Below are 21193 nucleotides of genomic sequence, written 5' to 3' on the forward strand. Positions count from 1 at the left end.
CTTAAGCTTATGAGTAATAGTGCTTCAGTTATGGACGACAAAAACACCGATTATGTTGCCCTTATACCTCAAGATGATAGTATTGAATACAAATTTGAAGAAGCTGTCAATTTTATAGAAAACAAGGTTATAAATGCTGATCGACTAACTTTAGCGGAAGTGTTTCAAGTGCTAGTTCAAATGCTAAATGGTGATCTAGAAGTGGTAAAAAAAGTACTAGCATATGCTAATATTATGGCAAAGCATGGAATGAAGGTAGCAAAAGAGTCGCAATTAAGCAGAGCTGATGTTCGCCGAGCTTTGGAAGGTAAAGAAAGTGTTGTCAATAGACAAGATTTTATAAAGAAACCACCTCTTCCACCTGCTATAAAATCAACCAAAAAGAAAAGTAGAGGTCTTTAGATGACTGAATCTATAAAAAAATTTACTGTACAATGTGACTTCAAAGGGCAAAGTTCACCTTTTGCAATATATATAGGAAATCCAAAAAGCGATGCTCATCCAATTCATCATCAAGATTCCTGGCTTGTAAAAGAACGTGGAGGGAATATCCCTAATAAAGTAAAAGAAAGTCTACAAAAATTATATAAATTATCTCAAGAAAATGGAGTCTCTTTCTCAGAGCTATGCGCGTATGCTATTACTGTGGTTAGTAATAATGATAAAAAAAGCGATAGCAAAAAATAGCAAACTGCTCTCTTATCATCCAATATCTTCTTCCTGTCTTTCCTATATCTTCTCTCTTGTCATTCCAGTGCTTGACACTGGGATCCAGCTAGGTTGGTGAATATAAAAGTAGCTAATCTCATTTATATTAAAACACTACGTTTTTGATGGGGTTGCGTGAAAAACTGGATTCCAGTGTCAAGCACTGGAATGACACCACCTGCCACACAAATTGCCTACAAATTACAATGTTCGTACAGTAAGTACTGAAATGACATCATTTACTATGTAATATTGTGTCATATTACAGATATATAGTTTAATCCCTCAATATTTCATTTATAGAGGTTTTCGATCTCGTCTTTTCATCCACTTTTTTTACTATGACTGCACAATAGGTTGAAATGTTATTTTTAGATGGAATAGACCCTGGTATCACTACAGAATAAGGCGGCACTTCGCCATAAAATACCTTGCTAGTTTCTCTATCAATAATTTTTGTTGACGCTCCAATAAACACACCCATGCCAAGGACTGATCCTTCTCTCACTACCACACCCTCGGCCACCTCGCTACGCGCTCCAATAAAGCAATTATCCTCTATAATGACAGGTGAAGCTTGAATAGGCTCAAGGACTCCACCTATTCCCACTCCACCGGAAATATGGCAATTTTTTCCTATTTGCGCACAGCTACCAATCGTTGACCAGGTATCTATCATTGTTCCTGAATCAACATATGCACCAACGTTGATAAAACTTGGCATTAGAATAACATTTGTACCTATATAAGCAGATCGGCGAACAAAACACACAGGAACTGCTCTAATTTTTAACCGGTGAAATTTCTCCTCATTCCATTCACTAAACTTGTTACCGATCTTGTCAAACCAGCAATTGGTATTGTCTATTATTTTGTTTTCTTCAGTGAGAAAATGTAATAATATTGCCTGCTTTATCCACTTATGTATTACCCATTCTCCACTTGATAGCTTTTCTGCTACTCTAATTTTACCACTATCAAGGAGCTCTATTACCTCTTTAATTGCTATTTTTGCTGTTTTCTTTAGATTACAGTCATTAAATTTTTCTCTATTTTTCCAAATATCTTCTATCTCACTCTGTGTTTTTTTTAGTTGCAAACCTTCCATTTGTTATATATATATTGATATTAAATTTGTAGCTCTGTATCATTTGAGCTTGTTACTACTTTATATGTAAGTGTTATGAAAATACAATGTAATAGTTGTACTAAAACTTACTTAGTATCCCCCGAGCAAATTGGTGCATCTGGAAGAAAGGTAAAGTGTACGAATTGCAATCACATATGGCATGAATACCTAGAAGAAGTGTCAAACAAATCGCACTCTGCTAATATACAGGAAAAAAAAGTTAGCGGAAGGAATTTTTTACAAAATCTAGCATTTACCACTCTAGTTTTTGCAACAGCTACAGGGTTATGCGTCGTAATTGCTAATGGCATCTTTCCTAGAGAGATGAACAAAGCATACAAAACGATCAGTTTATATAAAGATTCAATAAGCTATAAATTAGGGTACAAAAAAGAACAAACAGAAAGTCCAAATGTAAAAGAACTTGCTGTAAATAAGTTTTATCAAGACTACCTTTTTTTATCTAATTTAAGATCTAGTTAAATAGGCATACCGATATCGGTCTCTAGTTACTCAGATGGTGTTTAGGGTGACAGAGTTTTAAAAATAAGTTATTTTTTAGCAAAAAAAGCAGCTCATGAGTATTAAAATTGCACCTTCTATACTTTCAGCAGACTTTGCAAAATTAGGGGAAGAAGTAAGAAAAATTAGCGATTTAGGTGTGGATTACATACACATAGACGTTATGGATGGGAATTTCGTTCCAAATATTACAATTGGTCCTAGCGTTGTCTCTGCAATACGTAAATATAGCAATCTTCCTTTTGATGTGCATTTAATGGTCAAATCTCCTGGTAACCACATTGAAAGCTTTATAAATGCTGGTGCTGATATTATCACTGTACATGCAGAAGCAGAGACACACCTTGAGAGGTTGATAAGAAAGATAAAGTCATACAAAAATGTAAACGACGAAAAAAAACCGATTCAAGTTGGAGTTTCAATTGTTCCTTCAACTTCTCCAAGTGTGCTTGAATACATAATACATGAGCTAGATATTGTGCTGATTATGACAGTCAACCCTGGCTTTGGAGGACAGGAATTCATTCATTCACAGTTGAACAAGATATCTACTATAAAAAAAATGATACAAGAGCGTAACCTTAAAACACAAATTTCAGTAGATGGTGGAATTAACTTTTTTAACGCAGCTGATATAATAAAAGCAGGTGCAGATATTTTAGTTGCGGGATCGGCGATATTCAAGGCTGAAGATATTAAGAAGGCCGTAAACGATCTTAAAAATCTATTGTTGTGACCCTATATAGCTAAAGTGGCTCTACAATTTGAAAAACAACAAATTCGTCATTCCGCTACTCGTTAGCGGAATCTATACCGCCCACAACTGTACGAACGTTGTGATTTGAGAATAATCTCCGCCAGGAAGGGTGTCATCCCAGTGCCCAGACACTGGGATCCAGAAAACTTAATTTTAAATAAGTACACCAGATAGCTGTATAATAAGAACTGGATTCCAGTGTCACGCACTGGAATGACATCATTTATTATGCAACATCGTGTCACATTGCAACGTTCATACAGTTGTGGGCGGTATGACTAGGGAAACCTTTCTTGGGTTAGCTATAGCTAACACCACAATTGTACTAACATTGTGATTTGAGAACAATCTTCACCAGAAAGGGTGTCATTCCAGTGCTTGACACTGGAATGACGAGAGGTAACGCAAGAAGTTTACTCTTAATAAAAACCTGATGATGAATCATTATTACCAAATTTCGGCCTATTTCTGTTACTGAAACCAGAACGAGGACGAGGAGGCCTCTTATGGTAACTTCCTCCAGGTTTTCTATTAAATGAATTATTGTAATAATTATTCCTGTCATTTGGACCATCTTTCCTTTCCTCGTTGTAAAGCTCACCTTCAAAAAACTCTCCCGTCTCTTGATTAACCCGACGTCTTGACAACTTTGGACACCCACCTTTTTCGAAGTCAATTACTAGTGCTTTGAAAGTATCATCTTGTTTAAGTATGCTCTCTATAGAATCTATGTGTTCATTAGCTACTTCACTTATGTGCATTTTTCCTTTTCTGCCATTAAGAAATTCAAGCTCTACAATAGACTTCTCTATTCTTACAACTTTGACATCAACTATAGAACCTTGTTCTAGTTCTGTTATTGAATCAATCATCATACTCTTTGCAATCTCAGCTTCAGTGCCACTTGTGGCAAAAACAGAAACTTTACCATCATCTCCTATTTCAATTTTTGCATTACTTCTTTCACACACACTGCGTATATTTTTCCCCTTAGAACCTATAGCAGCAGAAATTTTGTCTTTATCTATGTAAAATGATAACATCCTTGGTGCATGGTCTTTGACATCATCACTGTGTTCTGAAATCACTGCATTCATTTTTTCTAAAATATGTAATCTTCCAGCTTTTGCCTGTTCTAAAGATCTTTCAACAATTTCAAAGCTTATACCAGAAATTTTCATATCCATTTGTAGCGCCGTAACCCCTTCACTAGTTCCTGCTACTTTAAAGTCCATATCACCAAGATAATCTTCATCACCCAATATATCAGAAAGTATCACATACTCGTCTTTATCTTTAATAAGGCCCATAGCAACTCCAGCAACAGGGGCCTTTATTGGCACACCTGTATCCATTAAAGCAAGAGAAGTCCCACAAACTGTTGCCATAGAAGAAGAACCATCAGACTCCAAAATTTCAGACACTACTCTTATTGTATAAGGAAATTCAGATTTATCGGGTAAAACAGGATGAATTGCTTTCCAAGCAAGTTTGCCATGACCGATTTCTCTTCTTCCTGGTGCACGTGCAGCAGAAGTTTCTCCAACAGCAAATGAGGGAAAGTTATAATGCAACATGAAATGCTCACGTCTATCCCCTTCAATATCATCCACAATTTGCTCATCTTGAGTAGTGCCAAGAGCAGTAACAACCAGTGCCTGAGTATTGCCTCTTGTAAATAGTGCAGAACCGTGAGTTTTGGACAGAATATCAACTTCAACTTCTATCTGACGTATCTCATCATGCTTACGACCGTCTATCCTTACACCTTTCTTCCTAATTATTTCACGTACTAAAGATCTTTCAAAGTTTTTTACTGCATACGTAATTAACTTTTCGTCTTTTCCAGTTTCTTTAAGAGTATTCAATATATTCTCTCTGATCGCTTCTAAAGCTTGAACCCGCTCTTGTTTTACTGTTTGCAAATATGCTTTTTCAAAATCTTTACCGTATTTTTCGAGCTCTTGTGTTATATCTGATGTATCAATAGGAGCAAAGCTCTTAGGTTTATTGCCAATTGTATCAGCAAACTCTTTTATGAGCTCAATGACAGGCTTAAGGTGTTCATGGCCAAATTTTATTGCATTAAAAACATTTTCTTCAGAGAGCTCTTTCACTTCTGATTCAACCATTAAAATTGAATTTTCATCACCAGACAAAAACAGATCCAAGCTGCTTGCTTTCATCTCTTGAACAGAAGGGTTGAGTATATAGTTATTATTTTCATCACAACCAACCATCACTCCAGCTATAGTAAAGTGAAAAGGAACACCAGAAATTGCAAGAGCTGCAACAGCACCAATCAATGCTGGCACTTCAGGAGGATTGACTGTATCATAAGTTAATAGATTGCACACCACACTAACTTCATCATTAAATCCTTCTGGGAATAGTGGTCTTATACTTCTATCTATTACTCTTGAGATTAAAGTTTCTCTATCAGATGGCTTGCCTTCTCTTTTAAAGAACCCGCCAGGGATCTTACCCATGGCATAGCTTTTTGCGATAAACTGCACATTTAAAGGTAGGAAATCAACATTTTCTTCCTTCTTCTTACTTACAACGGTTACTAAAACAGAAGTATCACCGTAATTTACAACTACTGAACCATGAGCTTGGCGTGCTATTTTTCCTGTTTCTAAAGATAAGGCACGACCACCCCACTCTATAGATTTTTTTATAATTTTAAACATATTAAATTCCTCGATTATTTTCTAATGCCTAACTTCTCTATTAATTCCTGATAGGCTTCATTACCAAATTTACGCTTTATATAATTTAAGTGCTTGCGTCTTCTACCTATCAATATAAGTAAACCACGCTTAGAGTGATGGTCATGCTTGTGCACTTTAAAATGCTCAGTTAAGTTACTGATCCTCTCGGTCAAAATTGCACATTGTACAAAAGATGAACCTGTATCATCTTCTTTAATTGCATATATATTTATCAAACTCTTTTTCTTTTCGGATGTTATCGACATCTAAACCTCATTTTAAATATTAAAAACACGAATAGGTTTCACACAACCATAAATAAAACTGCAGATTGCAATAGGTACACTACCGACTATCGTACAACAAATATCATAATTCTTTAAATTACGCAAGTTATTTAATACAACTTCCTGACCTTTTCTGATTTTCCCCGCATCTTCTAGGGAAATTTCAACTTTGAACATCGATTTTAAAGCCGATTCAATGGGGATGACGAAACTTTTTGTATTACTCCCTGTCACTCCATCATCTTCTGTCATTCTACCCCCCTATGTCATCCCATCCTCCGATGTCATCCCAGTGCTTGACACTGGGATCCAGCCTATTTCATCACGAACATTGTTTTTGACATATGCTCCTAGAATCTTTTGTCCATTACATGATTTGTAAGTATTTGTATATCTGGATCCCAGTGTCAAGCACTGGGATGACATCGGAGAGTAAGTTGTTGTGTTTTTTTTAGTAAGTTGCTCAATTGTCACTGATTCATTTTCTCTAAAATCACCTACCATAGTTCTTCTTAATTTTGTAATGTGTCCAAAACAATTTAATGCAATTCCAAGATCACGAGCAATTGATCTTACATATACACTACTACCGCACATCATAGAAAAATCTGCACTATTATTTATGGTGTCCACAGATATCAATTTCAGTTCATGTATTTTGACTTGTCGAGGCTTTATATTCACCTTTTGCCCACTTCTTGCCAATTTATACGCCTTTGCTCCTTTGATTTTTATTGCTGAAAATTGAGGAGGAGTCTGCTTAATCTCACCAATAAAATTTTTAATTGCATAATTTATTTGATTATATTGAGGTTCTATAGTGCTAGTTCTAATAATATCACCACCCAAATCATCCGTTGTTCTTTGTTCACCCCATTTTATTGTAAAATCGTATGCCTTTAAGTCACAAGATAAATACGGTATAGTTTTTGTTGCCTCGCCAAGAGCAATTGGCAGCACACCTGAAGCTAAAGGATCAAGTGTTCCCAGATGACCAGCCTTTTTTATCCCAAAAATCCTTTTAATTTGAGTTACAGCTTGTGCAGAACTAATTCCTATTGGTTTATCGAGATTCAGCCAACCATGTTTCATATGTTAATTATATACAATTGGTAACAGTTTAGCTTGAAATATATACTTTAAATGATAATGATAATGTAAAAAATGGCTTGACCAACATGCATCTATTAACACATACTTAATCTTTAAATTAGTCTTATTTTAGGAGATTGTTATGCCAAAATCAAGCATATGGAAGTGGGAAAACACTGCATCCATAACAAAAATGAGTATTGAAGGTACAGTTGCAGTTGCATCTTTAGCGGCAGCAATAACAACAATATTAATTGCTACTAAAGTAATTGCTGGACCTGCATCTTTAGCACTTATTGCTAGCCCTGCTGGAATTGCAGTTCTATTTATTGCCGCTGTATATTTTGCTGCACAAGCTATTTCTTCATATCAGCAAATGAATGCAATGGAAGGCGCTAAGGGTAAAGATGGTGCTCCAGGTAAAGATGGTGCTCCAGGTAAAGATGGTGCTCCAGGTAAAGATGGTGCTCCAGGTACAATACTTTCTGACGATGATTTGAAAGGAAAAGTTAAAGCTTTCTTAGAAGATCTTGATGTTATTGCACCATTTGATAACAAATACGCAGCTAAAGCCCAAATAGCTAGCTAAATAGCACAAGAGGTAGAGATGGTTCTGCCTCTTTTTTTCATTTGAGAAGAGTTACGATAATCTATCCCACATCTCAACTATATCCTCATCAAAGTCTATTATCTCTGTTTTTTTGAACTGATAACATTCATTGATGGATTGAATCCCTAAATTTCCTACAAAAGGGATGGCATCATTGCCTAAAATTTTACCACTACGGCAGATTATCAACCTGTCGATTAAGTTATATTTTAATAATTCTGTTATTAACACTCCTCCGCCTTCAACTAATAACCTTGTTATACCAATTTCTGAAACAAGTTTTAATGCCATGTCTTTTAGGCAGACTTTGCCTGCATTAGATTCTTTTTGATCCGATGTCATTCCAGCGTGTGACGCTGGAATCCAGTTTTCATTATGCAATTGCTTGAAGTTTTCTGGATCCCAGTGTCTGGGCACTGGGATGACAGGAGAAGGCGTTGGAATGACAGGAGAGTGTGTTGGGGTGACATCTGGAATGACAGGAGGTTTGTGATTTGAATTGACTATCAAATAATTAATGTTTTTTATTTTTCTCTCTATTTCTCTGTTTGTAATCACCCAAGTTGTTACTTTATCTGCAGTCTTTGCAATGTTATGCTCTTCCTTTAATCTCCCTTGGCTATCTATAATTAGCCTTATTGGCGATCTACTTCCGAGTCCTGGTAATCTGCAAGTTAAGAGTGGATCATCATTAATAAGAGTATTGCTGCCAATCATAATTGCATCATATTTTGCTCTAAGCTCATGCACCCAATTTCTCGTATCTTCACTTGTTATCCATTTGCTATCGCCTGTAAATGTTGCGATTTTTCCGTCAAGAGATGTTGCGATTTTGCAAGCTATAAATGGTCTATGTAATTCTTTAGTGGTGAAAAAACCGACATTCAATTCTTCTGCCTCTTTTTGCATAATACCTTGCTCAACTTCAATTCCTGCTTCTTTCAGAGCTTTAATTCCTCCACCTGAAACTCTACTATCTGGGTCAATAGTTGCAATTACTACCCTTTTTACGCCAGCTTTTATGATTTTTGCAGTGCAAGGTCCCGTGACTCCATGATGACAACATGGCTCAAGAGTGATATATATAGTTGCGCCATGAGTTGAATCTTTAGCGTTTTGCAAAGCGACTACCTCCGCATGCGGACGCCCACCAATCCCTGTGTATCCCTCACTAACAATTGTACCATCCTTTACAATAACACACCCGACAGCAGGATTTGGTGCAACATTTCCAAGATTTTTTTCTGCAAGCCTTAATGCAATTGACATGAAATGATCATCAATCATTAGAAAGAAGTCATTTCATAGGAGGTATCAAAAATTCTTCTGTGCTCGTGTATAGCAAATCTATCTGTCATACCTGAGATATAGTCACATATTATTACTGAACGCTGAGATTCACAAGCGAGTTTACTCCACTCTGTGGGAAGTAATCCTGGGTTTTCATAAAAACATTGAAAGAGTTCCTGTATTATGCGTTTTGCTTTGTTCATCGTTCTACTCAGTTTATAGCTTCTGTATATTTTCTCCATGTTGAATCTTTTCATTTCTTTTGTAGCATTCGCAACTTCTGGTGAAAATGTGACTAGCATTTTATTTAGACTTCTTACGTCTTCTACGCTTTTTATTTTGTGATCTTCAATGTTTCTTTCAGTCTGAGAAACAACATCACTTATCATAGTTCCTATAGTTCCACTCAGTGATTCATGTATGAGTTTGCTCTGAGGCAATTCTGAATATCTGCTCCTTATGTCTTTAAACATTTTTCCAATTAAAGGGACATTCAGCAAATCTTCGATGGTTACTAAATTCGCCCTGAGTGCATCATCAAGATCGTGAACACTGTAAGCAATATCATCGGCAATTGAAGCAACTTGCGCTTCAATGCTTGAAAATTCTTCAAGTTTTAGATCATATTTTTTGTTGTATTCTAGCAATAGCTGATTATTTGTGTGAGATACTGCATTCTGACCAAGCAAGGGACCGTTATGCTTTGCAACTCCTTCAATCACCTCCCAACTTAGATTCATACCATCAAAGTCAGCGTGTTTTTGTTCGAGGTAAGTTAAAATCCTTATAGCTTGAACATTATGATCAAACTCATACTTCTCGTTATCAAGATTCAAATCTTGAACTGATTTCTTTAGAGCATCTTCACCTGCATGACCAAATGGAGGATGACCAAGATCATGTGCGAGCGCTATGCATTCAGTGATATCCTCATTTAAGCCAAGTCTACGCGCAATGGACCTTGCAATTTGTGCAACTTCAAGGCTATGAGTAAGCCGAGTGCGATAGTAGTCGTGCTCATAATTGATAAAAACTTGTGTTTTGTACTCCAATTTTCTAAACGCATTAGAGTGAATGATACGGTCCCTATCGCGCTGAAAGCAGCTGCGATTCTCATCTTCTGGCTCTTTGAAGTATCTCCCTTTTGTTTTGCTTGGAAAACATGCATAATTTAATAGAAAATTATTGTTTGACATGTAAAATTTCTACTATAATAAGTTATCAATAATAAACGGTGGTTACTATGTCAACAAATTACAACATCAACTTAACTGATAATGCACTAAAAAAAATCCACTTTCTTGCAGAGCAGGAAGGGGATAAGAGTTCCATTTTACGGGTTGCAGTTTCAGGTGGTGGATGTTCTGGCTTCAAATACAATTTTCTTATGGATCAAATGAATAAAAATCTATCTTTGGATGATGAAGACGATGATTACGATGATGAGTTTGATGACGAAGACGAAGATGATGATTATGAAGAAAGCGAGGACTATAGAAGCCACTCCAGTTTTAGCGAAAAAGGTAAAGATATAGTAATTAATGATGAAAATGGCAATCCTGTATTAATGGTTGATAATTGTTCAGCAAAATTTTTAAATAACTCAGTTATAGATTATACTGAGGATCTCAGTGGTTCTGGTTTTCAAATAAAGAATGCCTTTGCTAAGTCTCAATGTGGTTGTGGTAACAGCTTCTCAGTTTAGTCAAAAATTTGATGTCATTCCAGTGCGTGACACTGGAATCCAGCCTTTTACGAAATCCCATCACAAACGTTGTGTTTTAACATAGGATTAGCTACTTTTATGCTCACCAACTTAGCGTCCAATCAAAATTCCTGGATCCCAGTGTCAGCTACTTGGATGACACTCTTCTCTGGTGGAGGGTGCTCTCAAGTCACAACGTTCATATAGTTGTATACTTGACACTGAGGTTTATTCTTCTATTTCTTTTTTACTGGTCATGCACTATCATTTGCTATGCAAGCACAACATTTGTATGGTTATAGGTCTTTTAAACATGGGTGGTAATGTAGCACTAGAACTAACTTCTGTAGATAAAAGCTTCAAGGACAATTCTGCTGTTGTAAAGGATATCAACTTAAGTGTTACAAGAGGGCAAGTAGTAGCGCTGATTGGCAATTCAGGTGCAGGGAAAACAACTATATTGCAAATCGCAGGCTTATTGGATAAGCCAACTTCAGGTATAGTTACGATAGATGGAATAAATTGCACACAAGCAAGTAATAAGCATAAAACCCATGTAAGAAGAAATTTTCTTAGTTTTGTTTATCAATTTCACTATTTGTTACAAGAGTTATCGGTGTTGGAAAATATTATGCTTCCTCAACTCATTGCAGGAAAAAGCAAAGCTGAAGCAAAAAAAAATTCGCAAGCAATGTTGGAAAAATTTGGTCTGGAAAACAAAGCAAGTAGCATGGTATCTGAAGTTTCGGGTGGGGAAAGGCAGAGAGTTGCAATTGCAAGAAGCATTGTAAATTCTCCAAAGCTTTTACTTGCAGATGAGCCAACAGGAAACTTAGATCCAACAAACTCTTTTAACGTGTTTTTACTGCTACATTCATACGTAAAGGAAAATAACAGCTCTATGCTTATAGTAACACACAATCATCTCCTTGCAGAAAAGGCAGACTGCATTTTCCAATTGAGAGATCGATCATTAGTGAAGTTGTGAATAGGAAAAATAGCACAATTTCTATGCCCTATACTTATCTAACCAATGATCATTAACAGAGTACAACTCGCATGAAATGCTTTCATTGCTTTTTATACACGGACTTTTTAACTTACGCTGTTTACTTAGGGAACACCCCGATAACATAAACACAGCTAAAACAAAAAATAATAGCTTTTTAAACATAACAAAACCTTTTCATTTATATTACTACACTCATTTCTCTTGTTTGTAAAGATTAGGCATATTCTTTTACCCTTACCTCTTTTTTGACCTTTTGAGAAGAAATAGTTGCACTATTCAAGCGCAGTTTTATATAATTGTCCACGATTTGAGTCACTTCCTCTTCTTTATCCTTTAGAAAGTGATTAGTATCATCTATTATATGGTATTTCATGTGATCACTTCTTACTGAATTTATCAACCTTTTTGCTAATTCTGTTACATCGCTTTCTTCTGAGATTGTATCATTACTGCTTTGTATTATAAGCCCAGAAACTGGACAGGGAGAAAGAAAAGAAAAATCGTACTTAGTTACCGGAAGAGAAAGAGCAATAAAACCCACTATCTCAGGGCGGCGCATTGTTAGCTGCATAGCCACCCATGCTCCAAAAGAAAAACCAGCGATCCAAATTGGAACATTGCTAGGATTATGTTCCTGAAGCCAATCAATGGCTACCGCAGCGTCAGTTAATTCTCCTATACCCTTATCAAAAGTTCCGGTAGATTTTCCCACACCACGAAAGTTAATCTTCAATGCAGAAAAATTGTTATCGATAAAAGACGTATATGTACTATGTACAATTTTACTATCCATATTACCACCATATTGATGATGATGATGTAAAACCAGCACAACCGGCGCTTTGGTATCTTTGCTTTGGTGGTATTCACCTTCTATCTTTCTTGTTGCATTATTCAAAAAAACTTCAACCATGGTGACTCCTAATAAGAACCCGCTTGACAGGTATTGATGACGTGAGTTATTAATTATGTATTAATTTCGCTGTTTTTGCAATAAATTTTTTATCGTGTTAAAGCTAACGTACATAGTTATGGCTATAGTTGATGGTAAACTTATTTAAGTGACAGATGAGTCCATTCTCTTTAGAAAATAGTGGTTGCGTATATGCTGATTACAATGCAACTGCTCCAATTAGTGAAAATGTAAAAAAAAGTATATTTGAGGTCTTGTTAAAACAAACGCTCAATCCATCATCACTACATAAAAGAGGACAAGAAGCGAGGAAGATTCTTCAGGATGCAAGAGATAACGTACGTGGTGCTATTGGCGTCTCAAGTGATAAAGAAATAGTTTTTACGTCTGGTGCAACTGAAGCGAATAACCTTGTTATGAGAGGAATGAAAGGCTACCTGCATATAATTTCAGCTATAGAGCATCCTTCAATTCTTAATTCTGCATGTAATCCATATATAATACCCGTTAATCAGGAGGGCATTGTTGACTTTTTAGAGCTAGAAAAAATTCTAAGCGAACTTAAAGGAAACAAAGCAATAGTTTCAGTTATGATGGCAAATAACGAAATCGGAGTTATTCAACCTATTGAGGAAATAGCTGAAATAGCACACAAATTTGGAGCAATTTGCCACACTGACACTGCTCAAAGTGTTGGGAAAATTAAAGTTAATATGGAAGATTTAGGAGTGGATTTACTCACTTTATCCGCCCATAAATTTGGCGGTGTAGCAGGCAGTGGAGTTTTAATATTCAATAAAGAACTTGCGATAGAACCTATTATAATAGGTGGTGGACAAGAGAAGGGATTTCGTGGTGGTACGGAAAATATTGTTGCAATTGCAGGCCTTTCTGCTGCACTGCAAAATATTCCAGATCTTTTATCAAAAATGGATGAAGTAAAGGAGCTACGCGATCAATTAGAGTGTGAATTATTAAATCTTGCCAGTGACATAAGAATCTTCGGTAAAAACTCTAAGAGGCTGCCAAACACAAGTTTTATTTATATGCCAGGAGTAAAGAGTGATGTGCAGCTCATGCATTTTGACTTGAATTATATTGCAGTTAGTAATGGCTCCGCATGTTCTTCTGGAAAAGTTGAGCCTTCCCATGTTTTGCTTGCAATGGGGGCAACAAAAGAGCAAGCAGAGTGTTCAATTAGAATCAGTATAGGTCCAGAAACTAAACCACAAGACATAAAAAAAATAGTGGATTGTTGGTATAATATCTACAAGCAGAACACCTTGGTATAGATAATACGTGGTATCATGCAGGGAGCTATAAATTAGTGTAAAAAATTACTTTACAAACTCTGCCAGCCCCCTTATCATGATAATGAAGCTATTTATTTATCTTCGCAATCTGCAGATTAAAACGACAAAGGGAACTTTGTATTTGGCGTAAATCATGCTTAATTTTTTGCACTATGTGCACCTCATGTCTTTATAAAACTTTTAGGTTTCTACCTATACAAGCAGAAACGTGCTTATAAAGCGTTTAAGACAGTAAAAGACGTCAAATAGACAAGGGAGAATTTGAATACTAGCTACCCTAGGGTTTCTTTGCCTTTTTTTTCGCTCAGTAAATTTCTTAACGTTTATAATTTAGGTTAGTTGCGGCTTAAAAGCAGCTGAGTCGCGGTTATTAAGCGTTTAGAATAAAAAAACGCCATACTTGAAAGTATAATGTAAATAATTAGCCAACCATGGGGCTTCTTTTGCCTTTTTTTTATTTGGTAAATTTCTTAATGTTTATAGCTAACATGAACAAACATTTGAGAGTAACTTCCGCTAGTAGGGTGTCATCCCAGTGCTTGACACTGGGATCCAGCCTTCCTGCAATCTCATCGAAAACGTTGTAACCACTTTCTATGCTAGTTTGCTTGTAAACAAGCAAACTTTCCTGGATCCCAGTGTCAAGCACTGGGATGACAGGGGAAGGTACTAGCCTGACAACCGTCATCCCGCTGCTTGTTAGCGGATGAGATACCGCGAATGAATCGCGGTATGACGGTCGCGGCGGTATGGACGTAGGAAAACCTTTCTTGGGTTAGCTATAGAGACTTTCATCTTTAGCGAGCTTCAAGGTAATTGGTTGCTATTTGCGAAAATATTCGCATAATTTAAGTAACATTACTTGATAAAAATTAACTATGGAGCTTAATAAGATTGCAGCATCGATTTTACTTTCTGGGCTAATCATTATGATAGTTAGTAATGTAGTTGATATGCTTTACAGTCCGGAGGAATACAAGATTGAACACCAAACGATAGTAGCTGCTGGCAGCAATGAGTCCCAGCAAAAAATCGAGCAAGTGGCGCTTGATATTGGAGCGCTCATGCAGAATGCTAGCTTTGAGAAAGGTAAATCAGCAGCGAAAAAATGTATAGCTTGCCATAGCTTTGAGAAAGGTGGAATGAATAAAGTAGGACCAAATTTATGGAACGTAGTTGGAAACAAAAAGGCTCATCTTGGCAACTCATTCAATTACTCAAAAGCAGTGCTTGAAAGAGGTGGAAAATGGGAGTATGAGGAGCTATTTGCCTTTTTAAAGAACCCAAAAGCCTATATAAAAGGTACACGTATGGCATTTGCAGGTATTTCCAATCCACAAGAAATTGCAGACCTAGTTAGTTATTTGCGTCAATTGAGTGATAGCCCAGTTGCTTTGCCAAAGTAGTATGGATTATTGTAAATTGTTTGATGGAAATAATGGTCACATAGCATATCGAAAGCTACAAGGAAAGAAAGCTTCTATAGTTTTTTTCGGTGGATTTGCATCTAATATGGATGGAACTAAAGCAACTGCTATTTACAAATTTTGCCAAGAAAACGATATAGCACTTGTACTGTTTGATTATTTTGGTCACGGTCATTCAAGAGGTGATTTCATTGATTACACGATAAGTGATTGGCAAAAAAATTGTGCTAAAGTGATGAGTGAATTAACTAGCGATAAACAAATAATTATAGGTTCAAGTATGGGGGGATGGCTGATGCTGCTCACTGCCCTTCAATTCCCAGAAAAAATTGCAGCATTAATCGGCATATCGTCTGCTCCTGATTTCACTGAAGATTTGATATTCAAGCAATTGTCAGGCAAGCAAAAAGAAGAACTAGATTCTAACGGTGTAATAGATTTCACTTCAGAGCATTGTACATACAAAATAACTAAAAATTTGATCGAAGATGGCAGGAAGAACCTTCTTTTAAATAAAGAGACAATAGATATAAACTGTCCTGTGCGCTTACTGCATAGCATTAATGATAAAGATGTTCCTTATCAAACTTCATTGAATTTAGCTGAAAAAATCAAGTCAACCGATGTTGAAGTACACTTAATAAAATCAGCAGAGCACAACATGTCTGACAATCATTCACTGGAAGTTTTATTTAAGACCATTAGAGAATTTTTGCCAGCAAAAACATATAGGTAACCGTTCACACAATGGCGTCAACTTAAGGAAAAATATCAGAGATTGTGTATAAAATTTCTCTCTAAATTTTTTATCATTAAATTATCCAAAAAGTGCAAGAAACAGCACTTTTGTTTCTGTTTTATTTCAACAAAAAAGTTTAAAATGTGTCCTTTTTAGGTGAAACATGCAAAAAGGAAAAAATCTTATTCTACGAATTAAAAATACAATATACTCAAAAACTTTTCAGAAAATCCATAGGAGGGTTTGCTAATGAAAGCTCTTAAGTTGACGCAATTGTCTGTTCAGATGCATGGCTAATGTACAAATACTGAAACAAAAATTCCAGTGCTCCCTTTCTTGTCATCCCAGTGCTTGACACTGGAATCTAGAAAAAAAGAACCTGGATGCCAGTGTCTGGGGACTGGCATGACACCCTTTCTGGTAGAGGTTGTTCTCAAACCACAACGTACATACAACTGCAGCGGCGTGATGTCTTATTTATTATAGCTATAACACTAAAGTTTACAGTTGAAACAAACCACCTGGCCACGTGGAACTGATTTCAGTTTATCAGTTGAAACTTGATTTGAGCAGAATATGCATTTTATTGTGTTGCTTGGAGTAAGTGAGTTATCAACAGCAATTCTATCATCAAAAACAAAACACTCACCTTCCCAATTACCATTTTTATTATGAGTTTTTTCGAGGTAAGAAAGAATGCCGCCTTTAAGATGGTAAACATCACTAAATCCAAGGCTTTTCATATATGCTGTAGATTTTTCGCATCTAATTCCACCAGTGCAGTACATAGCCACTTTCAGGTCTTTACTCTCAGAAAATGACTCTGTCCACTGAGGAAACTCACGGAAACATTGTGTGTGTGGATTAATTGCATTTTTAAACTTGCCTAATTTCACTTCATACTCATTTCGTGTATCTATCACTAAAACGTCAGGTTGAGAAGTAAAATCATCCCAATGCTCTGGATCAACATATTTACCCCTAAGGGAAATATCAAGATTGCTTACACCAAGATTCACGATCTCTCTTTTTAACTTTACCTTCATCTTACTAAATGGTTGACATTCTGCTGCACTCTCTTTCCATGTAAGGTTCCTTAGCCTATAATCAGAACGTAGAAAATCAAATATTTCATCAATCGCGTTTCTTTCACCAGAGACGGTTGCATTAATACCCTCTTCTGCAAGGAGTATAGTACCCTTTAATTCAACGTTGTCGCATGCAGTTTTTATTTCGTCTTTCATGTCATAATAATTAGAGAGTTCTACAAAGTGATAGAAAGTTGCAATGACGAAGCTCATGATTATTCACTTATCAACTAAAAACATGATATACAAAATTATAAAGATATTCAATAGTACGGCTGTTATAGCTAAAGTGGCTTAGGTTTACCTACAATTTGAAAAACAACAAATTCGTCATTCCGCTACTCGTTAGCGGAATCTATACCGCGAATGAATCCATAACTGTACGAACATTGTGATTTGAGAGCAATTTCCACAAGGGAGGATGTCATCCCAGTGCTTGACACTGGGATCCAGCTTTTTTGTAATTTTATTGAAAATGTTGTATAGTCGTTTGTTTACAATCAATTTTTCTGGATCCAAGTAGTCTGGGCACTGCCTTTGTGTTTGAGGCAAAACCTGCTATAACATTTAACACACTGCTTTCACAAATGAATGTTCGTACAGTTGTGGGCGGTATGACGTAGGGAAACCTTTCTTGGGTTAGCTATAATTACTGGATATCTTCAGTTTTTATATATAACATTTTAATATCAAATATAGATTCAGATTAATGTTTTTGAGAGTATTTAAAAATATATTCTTATTTTTAGTAAGTATATTATTCGTCTGTCCAATATTATCACTAATATCAATTCTATTTACAGAATCAGCGAATTCTGAATGGGTAATTAGTACACTTTTTCCTGAATATATACTGAATACGTTAATTTTGATGGTAGGAGTAGGGGGAATATCTTTCATATTTGGAGTAATTCCAGCTTGGCTCACCACATTTTTTTCATTTCCTGGAAGTAAAATTTTTGAGATTGCTTTGTTCTTTCCGATATCGATTCCTGGATATATAGTAGCGTTCGTCTATGTAAATACACTAGAGTTTTCAGGTCCGGTGCAGAGCTCATTAAGAGACATTTTAGAGTGGAACAAAGGTGATTATTGGTTTCCTGAAATAAAATCTCTAGGTGGTGGAATATTAGTAATGGGATTTAGTCTATATCCATACGTTTATATGTTAGTCCGCTCAAGTCTAAAGAATGTTAGTAACTCAGTCACTATTGCATCAACGCTTGGGTTCTCCTCATTGAAGAGCCTGTTTTCTGTCATCATACCCTCCATACGTCCATCAATTATAGCAGGGTTGTCCTTGGTACTAATGGAGGTAATTACGGATTTTGGCACACCACAGTTTCTTGCTATTGATACTTTCACGACAGGAATATATCGCACCTGGTTTTTACTGCATGACAAATATTCAACTACTGTTTTAGCAGTTGCAGAATTGATTTTCGTTGCAACACTAATAGCTATCGAAAAAAAACTACAAAAAAAAGGAATATCTTACTCTTCAATCAATACCAATTCAGATTATCACAACAAACGGAGTATAAGTGGCACTATACCATTGATCTTTGCTTATCTTATGTGTGTATTGCCGATATTAATAGGTTTTATTTTGCCAATGATTCCGCTCATATATTGGAGCATAGAGAAGGGGTTTTTCATATACGAAGCAAGGTTCTATAACATAATAGCAAATAGCGTTAGTTTATCATTCATCACTGCACTAATCTCAATTAGCATTGCAATAATTATTGGATATACGGCGCGTCAAAATAAGGTAATCAATAATGTAGCACGTCTCATTTCTTTAGGCTACGGAATTCCAAATGCAATTATCGCAATTAGCATAATAATATTTTTAAGCAGAATATCCTCTTTCATTACTCAATATATTGTGGAAATTAGCTTGGTAGGAACTATTGGCGCATTAATTTACTCATATTTATTTCGTTTTTTTGCTATATCTTTCAAGGCGGTAGAGTCAGGGCTCAAAAAAACACCAAATGAAATTGAGTGGACTGCATATACTATGGGTCATGGGCCTATTTCCACATGTTTGAATGTTCATATCCCTCTCATCAAGAAGAGTATATTATCGGGATTTTTGCTCGTATTTATGGATACTATCAAAGAGCTCACAGCAACACTTATTATAAGACCATTTAATTTTGAAACTATATCAACTAGAATATATGAACTTGTAAGCGATGAGCGCTATAGAGAAGCTGCCCCATTTTCGTTAATAATAGTTATAATAGGCTTAATCTCTACAATAATCTTATTTACACTTGATGATAAGGATAAAAAATAAACTATTTTGATAGTTAATGGGGTCTAGTTTTGATGTATGGACTATCCAAAGAAAATGGTGGTATCATAACTTCAAAAACTTTTATGCTTTCTTCATTCAGAAATTCATACTTACCCTGCATTATTCCTGAAGGTGCATTTAAGTATGTTCCACTTGTGTATTTAAATACCTCTCCAGATTTTATCACAGGTTGTTCTCCGATAACACCAACTCCGGCAATTTCATTGACTTTGCCCTTATAATCTATTATTTGCCAATGACGACTTAACAATTGAATAGTTGATTGGCTTTTGTTTTTTATCTTAACGTTATACATCCATACATAGCAATTTTCATAAGGAATGGATTGCTCTTCAATGTAAATTGGTAAAACTGTAACTTCAACATAGTTGGTAGTCAGTGTGTATTCTAGAACCATTATAGAATATTCATGATAAAAAGATAGTATTCTAATTATATACTTTTTTCATAGATTTTTCAAGTATACTTTAATTAGGAAATATCAATTTATAGTATGAACGAACCAAATGTGCTTAGCAAAAAAGTAATAGGAATAATAGGTGGTGGACAATTAGGTAAAATGACTACTATCGCTGCAACAAAACTTGGACAAAAAACACATGTTTTTGCCAGTGCTAAAGACGATCCGGCTTGCTCTGTTGCTGATGATTTCACAATAGCAGATTTCTCTAATAAGAAAGCGCTTGAATCTTTTGCACAGAGTGTGGATTTAATTACTATTGAGTCTGAAAATATTCCATGTAGCGCAATTGATATCGATGTAAATTTTTATCCGGGTAAAAAAGCGTTACACATTTCGCAAAACAGATTGAGAGAAAAGGATTTTATTAAAAACTTGGGTGTAAAAACTGCTAACTATAAGAGTATACAAAATTATAATGAGCTACTGAAAAGCAGTGGAACTTTTGGCTATCCAATAAGGCTGAAAACAACAGAAATGGGTTACGATGGAAAAGGACAATATGTGCTTGAGAATGATTCTGAAGTGAAACAATTTGCTTCCTTTGATTGGAATACAGAGTACATTCTTGAAGCAAGTGTTGATTTACTGAAAGAGGTTTCAATAGTCGTTGCAAGAGATAAAAACGGTAAAGTAGCTTTTTTTCCTATAGCAGAAAATTACCACGTTGATGGAATACTTGATACTTCAACAGTGCCAGCTAAAATAGATAGCAAATTAACTCAAGAAGTACAACAAACTGCAAAGAAAATAGCAAATGCGCTTGATGTAATAGGAATTCTGGCTATTGAATTTTTTGTTACTAAAGATAACGAATTGTTAGTTAACGAACTAGCTCCAAGACCTCACAATTCTTGCCACTGGAGCTTGGATGCATGTAACGTTAGTCAATTTGAACAGCTAGTTAGGATAATATGCGGGCTACCTATGCAGGAAGTAGTATTACGCTTTCCTTGTATGACGAAAAATATAATAGGTAATGATATATATGATTCTCATAAGTATTTGAGCAACGAAAAAGCTAGTTTAACCATATATGGGAAAAAAGAGGTTAGGGATAAGCGTAAAATGGGACATGTCAATATAGATTTAAGTTAA

23 protein-coding genes and 3 pseudogenes are annotated in these 21193 nt (G+C 35.7%); 16 read left to right on the plus strand and 10 right to left on the minus strand.

The window, feature by feature from the left end:
* Positions 1-9 precede the first annotated feature (9 nt).
* The 4 genes and pseudogenes from OPR57_RS00130 to OPR57_RS08115 all read left to right on the plus strand — a co-directional run.
* A complete protein-coding gene (locus OPR57_RS00130) occupies positions 10-402 on the plus strand; it encodes a hypothetical protein (RefSeq protein WP_265036555.1) in 393 nt (130 codons plus the stop codon).
* Positions 403-687 carry a DUF2610 domain-containing protein gene (locus OPR57_RS00135; RefSeq protein ID WP_265036557.1) on the plus strand — a complete coding sequence of 95 codons (285 nt, stop codon included), beginning with the start codon at positions 403-405 and terminating at the stop codon, positions 685-687.
* Entirely contained in the window at positions 659-787 is a 129-nt protein-coding gene (locus tag OPR57_RS00140) for a hypothetical protein (protein WP_265036559.1), read from the plus strand. Before OPR57_RS00135 ends, OPR57_RS00140 begins: the two co-directional genes overlap by 29 nt.
* Before the next feature lie 47 nt (positions 788-834).
* Positions 835-930, plus strand: a pseudogene (locus tag OPR57_RS08115) (WPE palindromic element domain-containing protein); the annotation flags it as partial.
* A gap of 55 nt (positions 931-985) precedes the next feature.
* Here OPR57_RS08115 and dapD read toward each other — a convergent pair.
* Positions 986-1816, minus strand: coding sequence for a 2,3,4,5-tetrahydropyridine-2,6-dicarboxylate N-succinyltransferase (dapD, locus tag OPR57_RS00145; protein WP_265036561.1), 831 nt, complete (start codon positions 1814-1816; stop codon positions 986-988).
* A gap of 75 nt (positions 1817-1891) precedes the next feature.
* On the opposite strand from dapD, the gene OPR57_RS00150 reads away from it, so the two are divergent.
* The 3 genes and pseudogenes from OPR57_RS00150 to OPR57_RS08120 all read left to right on the plus strand — a co-directional run.
* Positions 1892-2320 carry a zinc-ribbon domain-containing protein gene (locus OPR57_RS00150; protein ID WP_265036563.1) on the plus strand — a complete coding sequence of 143 codons (429 nt, stop codon included), beginning with the start codon at positions 1892-1894 and terminating at the stop codon, positions 2318-2320.
* Between the two features lie 94 nt (positions 2321-2414).
* Positions 2415-3095: a ribulose-phosphate 3-epimerase gene (rpe, locus tag OPR57_RS00155; protein WP_264337995.1), complete on the plus strand. Its 681-nt coding sequence runs from the start codon at positions 2415-2417 to the stop codon at positions 3093-3095.
* 138 nt (positions 3096-3233) lie between these two features.
* A pseudogene (locus OPR57_RS08120) lies at positions 3234-3380 on the plus strand (WPE palindromic element domain-containing protein); the annotation flags it as partial.
* Between the two features lie 155 nt (positions 3381-3535).
* Here the strand turns inward: OPR57_RS08120 and pnp are convergent.
* The 3 genes and pseudogenes from pnp to truB form a co-directional block, all read right to left on the minus strand.
* Positions 3536-5809, minus strand: coding sequence for a polyribonucleotide nucleotidyltransferase (gene pnp / locus OPR57_RS00165; protein ID WP_265036565.1), 2274 nt, complete (start codon positions 5807-5809; stop codon positions 3536-3538).
* 14 nt (positions 5810-5823) lie between these two features.
* Positions 5824-6096 carry a 30S ribosomal protein S15 gene (gene rpsO, locus OPR57_RS00170; protein WP_006279944.1) on the minus strand — a complete coding sequence of 91 codons (273 nt, stop codon included), beginning with the start codon at positions 6094-6096 and terminating at the stop codon, positions 5824-5826.
* 12 nt (positions 6097-6108) lie between these two features.
* Positions 6109-7209: pseudogene (gene truB / locus OPR57_RS00180) on the minus strand (tRNA pseudouridine(55) synthase TruB).
* A gap of 142 nt (positions 7210-7351) precedes the next feature.
* On the opposite strand from truB, the gene OPR57_RS00185 reads away from it, so the two are divergent.
* The gene (locus tag OPR57_RS00185; RefSeq protein ID WP_265036570.1) at positions 7352-7798 is read left to right on the plus strand and encodes a collagen-like protein; all 447 of its coding nucleotides are present in this window, start codon (positions 7352-7354) and stop codon (positions 7796-7798) included.
* Between the two features lie 51 nt (positions 7799-7849).
* Here OPR57_RS00185 and ribD read toward each other — a convergent pair whose 3' ends face one another.
* Together ribD and OPR57_RS00195 are read right to left on the minus strand one after the other, a co-directional pair.
* Positions 7850-9106, minus strand: a complete 1257-nt coding sequence (ribD, locus tag OPR57_RS00190) for a bifunctional diaminohydroxyphosphoribosylaminopyrimidine deaminase/5-amino-6-(5-phosphoribosylamino)uracil reductase RibD (RefSeq protein ID WP_265036572.1) — start codon at positions 9104-9106, stop codon at positions 7850-7852.
* The gene (locus OPR57_RS00195; protein WP_265036574.1) at positions 9106-10305 is read right to left on the minus strand and encodes a deoxyguanosinetriphosphate triphosphohydrolase; all 1200 of its coding nucleotides are present in this window, start codon (positions 10303-10305) and stop codon (positions 9106-9108) included. Before OPR57_RS00195 ends, ribD begins: the two co-directional genes overlap by 1 nt.
* Before the next feature lie 47 nt (positions 10306-10352).
* Between OPR57_RS00195 and OPR57_RS00200 the strand changes: the two genes are divergently transcribed.
* Positions 10353-10814, plus strand: a complete 462-nt coding sequence (locus tag OPR57_RS00200) for a HesB/IscA family protein (RefSeq protein ID WP_265021232.1) — start codon at positions 10353-10355, stop codon at positions 10812-10814.
* Between the two features lie 313 nt (positions 10815-11127).
* On the plus strand, positions 11128-11802 hold the full coding sequence (locus OPR57_RS00205; RefSeq protein WP_065106727.1) for an ABC transporter ATP-binding protein: 675 nt from the start codon (positions 11128-11130) through the stop codon (positions 11800-11802).
* Positions 11803-12040: 238 nt separating this feature from the next.
* Here OPR57_RS00205 and OPR57_RS00210 read toward each other — a convergent pair whose 3' ends face one another.
* On the minus strand, positions 12041-12739 hold the full coding sequence (locus OPR57_RS00210) for an alpha/beta hydrolase (protein ID WP_265036576.1): 699 nt from the start codon (positions 12737-12739) through the stop codon (positions 12041-12043).
* A gap of 155 nt (positions 12740-12894) precedes the next feature.
* Between OPR57_RS00210 and OPR57_RS00215 the strand changes: the two genes are divergently transcribed.
* Complete coding sequence (locus OPR57_RS00215; protein WP_265036579.1) at positions 12895-14031, plus strand: cysteine desulfurase family protein; 1137 nt, start codon at positions 12895-12897, stop codon at positions 14029-14031.
* 475 nt (positions 14032-14506) lie between these two features.
* Here OPR57_RS00215 and OPR57_RS00220 read toward each other — a convergent pair whose 3' ends face one another.
* Complete coding sequence (locus OPR57_RS00220; protein ID WP_265036581.1) at positions 14507-14740, minus strand: hypothetical protein; 234 nt, start codon at positions 14738-14740, stop codon at positions 14507-14509.
* Between the two features lie 190 nt (positions 14741-14930).
* Between OPR57_RS00220 and OPR57_RS00225 the strand changes: the two genes are divergently transcribed.
* The 3 genes from OPR57_RS00225 to OPR57_RS00235 all read left to right on the plus strand — a co-directional run bounded on the left by OPR57_RS00225 (position 14931) and on the right by OPR57_RS00235 (position 16704).
* The gene (locus OPR57_RS00225; RefSeq protein WP_265036583.1) at positions 14931-15458 is read left to right on the plus strand and encodes a c-type cytochrome; all 528 of its coding nucleotides are present in this window, start codon (positions 14931-14933) and stop codon (positions 15456-15458) included.
* Between the two features lies 1 nt (position 15459).
* Positions 15460-16215 (plus strand): alpha/beta hydrolase, encoded by a 756-nt coding sequence (locus tag OPR57_RS00230; RefSeq protein WP_265037619.1) that lies wholly within the window; start codon positions 15460-15462, stop codon positions 16213-16215.
* Between the two features lie 327 nt (positions 16216-16542).
* Positions 16543-16704 (plus strand): hypothetical protein, encoded by a 162-nt coding sequence (locus tag OPR57_RS00235; RefSeq protein WP_265036585.1) that lies wholly within the window; start codon positions 16543-16545, stop codon positions 16702-16704.
* Between the two features lie 8 nt (positions 16705-16712).
* Here the strand turns inward: OPR57_RS00235 and trhO are convergent, their stop codons facing one another.
* Entirely contained in the window at positions 16713-17519 is an 807-nt protein-coding gene (gene trhO / locus OPR57_RS00240; RefSeq protein ID WP_265036587.1) for an oxygen-dependent tRNA uridine(34) hydroxylase TrhO, read from the minus strand.
* Positions 17520-18015: 496 nt separating this feature from the next.
* Here trhO and OPR57_RS00245 point away from each other — a divergent pair, with 496 nt between their 5' ends.
* Positions 18016-19614, plus strand: coding sequence for an ABC transporter permease (locus OPR57_RS00245; protein ID WP_265036589.1), 1599 nt, complete (start codon positions 18016-18018; stop codon positions 19612-19614).
* Between the two features lie 13 nt (positions 19615-19627).
* Here the strand turns inward: OPR57_RS00245 and apaG are convergent, their stop codons facing one another.
* On the minus strand, positions 19628-20032 hold the full coding sequence (gene apaG, locus OPR57_RS00250; RefSeq protein WP_265036590.1) for a Co2+/Mg2+ efflux protein ApaG: 405 nt from the start codon (positions 20030-20032) through the stop codon (positions 19628-19630).
* 96 nt (positions 20033-20128) lie between these two features.
* Between apaG and OPR57_RS00255 the strand changes: the two genes are divergently transcribed.
* Positions 20129-21193 (plus strand): 5-(carboxyamino)imidazole ribonucleotide synthase, encoded by a 1065-nt coding sequence (locus tag OPR57_RS00255; RefSeq protein WP_265036592.1) that lies wholly within the window; start codon positions 20129-20131, stop codon positions 21191-21193.

Source organism: Wolbachia endosymbiont (group A) of Anomoia purmunda, assembly GCF_947251545.1.
Taxonomy (GTDB): Bacteria; Pseudomonadota; Alphaproteobacteria; order Rickettsiales; family Anaplasmataceae; genus Wolbachia.